The sequence below is a fragment of the Clostridium psychrophilum genome (assembly GCF_018861705.1).
Taxonomy (GTDB): Bacteria; Bacillota; Clostridia; order Clostridiales; family Clostridiaceae; genus Clostridium_AD; species Clostridium_AD psychrophilum.
Map to the genome: position 1 here is coordinate 1 of NZ_JAHLEC010000189.1, position 3,502 is coordinate 3,502.

The following is a 3,502-nucleotide window of genomic DNA, read 5'->3' on the forward strand; positions in this document are numbered from 1 at the left end:
CTTTATTCAATTTCCAAAACTTTGGATAATTATCTTCAAATATTTGTTTTATAGTAATCTTATTTTTTCTCATGATTTAATCATCTCATATTTCTCTTGAATTTTCCACCTGATTTTCATCTAAAATGTTATCTAAAATGTTATCCACAGCGGTTTCCGCAAGCTGTTTCCTATATAATAAAAAAATCGCCTTCCGGCGACACCTTAAACATACCCTTAAATAATACTTATTTTTTATGTGAAATTAAAAGAGGATTGTTTATTTTCTTCTGTTTAGCCAAACTAATCTGATATTCTATCAACTTGTTTTGTGAATCAATTATTTTATACTTATAAGATTGAAGCTTAAATTTCATCTCTTTATTTTGAATTTTTACTTTTCTGTTTTCTTCACTACAAGTTTTACTAGTCTCCTGAAGTGCTTCTAATTGTTGTTGCATATCTATATTTTCTTGCTCTAAGGTTTTTACATATTTAGTTTTTTCTACATTTTTACACTTAATAGTCAATTCTTGATTATAATCTTCCAAGTGACTTAACTGTTTTTTTAAGCTCTCTAATTGCTCTATCAAATCCTTATCATGTTTTTCTAAAGATTCGCCTTTGCCTTTAAGTTCTTTACAAAGAGACGTGCTTTTAAACATATCATCACCTAAATTTATAGCAGTTAAAATTGCTGCTGCAGAGGTGCTAAGTTTTTCATTATTATCCATTATATTCTTTATTTTTTTATCGACATAACTACCTACCATGTGTAAATATTCTTCTCTTTCGTCACCTTTTAGGTTATATTCAATGCCATTTATTTTTATTGTTACAACGTTCATCTAAAACACCCTCTTAGACAGATTAGTTAAACCTATTGTATCACAATATAAGCTACATTAAAACCAAAATTTTGAAATTAACACATCAATTGAAACAATTAATGTGTTATTTATCATTCTTTAAGATGACAATCTTTTTTTAAACTCCCTTATTGATAAGGGAGTTTAAATTTATCAATATTATCTAAGTTGTGCACCTAATTTATGTTCTAAAGTTCTTAAAATCCTGTCGTGCACTTTATTTACTTCCTCATCTGTTAGTGTCTTATCAGCTCTTCTATATACTATAGCATAGGCTATACTTTTCTTTCCTTCAGCTATTTGTTTACCCTTATACACATCAAATAACTTAGTACTCTCTAAGATATTTCCGCCCTTAGATACAATGACATCCTCAATATCCTGAACCAAAACAGATTCATCAACTATTAATGCGATATCTCTTGTTACAGCTGGAAATTTTGGTAATGCTTTATACTTTTTATTTAAATCAGCATGTTTATATAATATATCTAAATTTAGTTCTGCTATAAAACATCTTGGCTCAACCCCATAGTTCTCCGATACATTAGGATGTATTTCTCCGACTACACCTGTAAATTCTCTCTTTACATATAAATTTGAAGTTTTTCCAGGATGATAAGTTGGATTCTCGCTTTCTCTTTTAAAGGCTACATTTTTTGTTCCTAAAACGGTTAGTACGTTTTCCACTACACCTTTCAAGTCCAAATAATCAACATTTCCATACATTCCTATAGTTAATATGTTTCTCTCCTCTGGAAGCTTCTGCACATCTTCATTAGGTATATAAACCTTACCTATTTCAAATAGCCTAACCTCTTCATTATTTCTCGAATAATTTCTTGATAGACTATCCATCATAGATGCTATAGTTGTTGTTCTCATTATACTATAATCTTCACCTAAAGGATTTTTTATAGTAACTACCTTTCTTAATTCACTGCCTTCTGGAACTAGTATCTTATTGAAGATTTTAGGACTCACAAATGAATAACTTATAGATTGATTAAGTGAGCTTCCAATTAAAGATAAAATTACTTTGTCTTCTAATATTTGTTTTTCGCTTTTTCCACTCCGAAGTGTTTCACAAGTTGGAATAGTTGATGGTATATTATCATACCCATACATTCTAGCTACTTCCTCAGCAACATCTTCTCTAATATTAATATCCGATCTGAATGTAGGTACCTGTATAATTAAAAAATCACCTATTATCTCTGTAGCAAGTTCAATTCTATCAAGGTACGTTTTCATGTCCCTTCTAGATATATCAGTTCCTAAAAACTTGTTAATCCATGTTGCATTCACTTCTAAACTATGAGATTCAAGTTTTATTGGATATACATCTACGCACCCTTTCATTATGTCCCCTGCACCTAATTCTTGTACTAAATGACAAGCTCTATCTATTGCCATTTGAGCCAGATTAGGGTCTAGATCTTTTTCAAACTTTGAAGCTGCATCAGTCCTTAATGATAATTTTTTAGTGGCAAGTCTTATATTAACTCCATCAAAGTTTGCACCTTCAAATATTATGTTTGTGCTATCTTCCTTTATTTCAGAATTGAGGCCTCCCATTATACCTGCAAGCCCTATAGTTCTATCTCCATCTTTTATACATAAGATACTGTCGTCTAACTCTCTCTCCATTTCATCTAATGTAGTGAATTTTTCTAATTTTTTTGCTCTTTCAACTACTATTTTATTAGTAGTAATTTGTCTAGCATCAAATGCATGCATAGGTTGACCAAGCTCAATCATAACAAAATTTGTAATATCCACGATGTTATTAATAGGTCTAATCTCCGCCTCTAAAAGTCTCTCCTGCATCCATTGTGGTGAAGGCGCTATTTTCACATTTTTTATACCTTTTAACATATATCTTTTACAAAGTGGATCATTAATTTCGACGTTGTAAATATCTTCAACATTATCATCAACTGTAGCTTTATAATCTAGTGCTGGTTTTCTATACTCAGTATCTAAAGTTGCTGCAGTTTCTCTTGCAATTCCCAAAATGCTAAGACAATCTGCTCTGTTTGAAGTTATCTCAAAATCAATTAAAACGCTTTGTAGCTTTAGAGTTTCTTTTATATCTTGACCAATGATTGTGTCACTTGGAAGTATCATTAATCCATAAACTGGTTTATCTCCTGCAATTCCTAGTTCTTCCTCAGAACAAAACATACCATTTGATAATATGCCACGAAGTTTACCTTTTTTAATCTTTAATCCCCCATGCAAACTTGATCCATGAAGTGCTACTGGTACAATATCTCCCTCTTTCATATTAGTTGCTGCCGTAACAATCTGTGTTGGTACACTTAGTCCTATATCTACCTGACATACAACTAATTTATCAGCATCTGGATGTTTAACAATTTCTATTATTTTTCCTGTAACAACATTGTTAATTTCAGCACCTGATATTATTACCTCTTCTACCTTTGAACCTGACATAGTTAACCTATCGCCTAGTTCCTTTGGTGGAATGTTTATATCTACATAATCTTTAAGCCATTTAACTGGAACTTTCATAATACATCCTCCTTGTATAATCTAATTATAAGTTTGATAAGAAACCTTCTTTAAATAATACGAATGATTTCTTACTTATCTTTATTAATGTTAATGTTTATTTTTATTCATTTCTA

General features: G+C 30.6%; 2 protein-coding genes. Both read right to left on the bottom strand.

Going from position 1 to position 3,502, the window contains the following annotated elements:
* Window positions 1-227: 227 nt before the first annotated feature.
* Window positions 228-827 carry a cell division protein ZapA gene (locus KPL38_RS18660; RefSeq protein WP_216290637.1) on the bottom strand — a complete coding sequence of 200 codons (600 nt, stop codon included), beginning with the start codon at window positions 825-827 and terminating at the stop codon, window positions 228-230.
* 180 nt (window positions 828-1,007) lie between these two features.
* The gene (gene pheT / locus KPL38_RS18665; protein WP_216290638.1) at window positions 1,008-3,386 is read right to left on the bottom strand and encodes a phenylalanine--tRNA ligase subunit beta; all 2,379 of its coding nucleotides are present in this window, start codon (window positions 3,384-3,386) and stop codon (window positions 1,008-1,010) included.
* Window positions 3,387-3,502 lie beyond the last annotated feature (116 nt).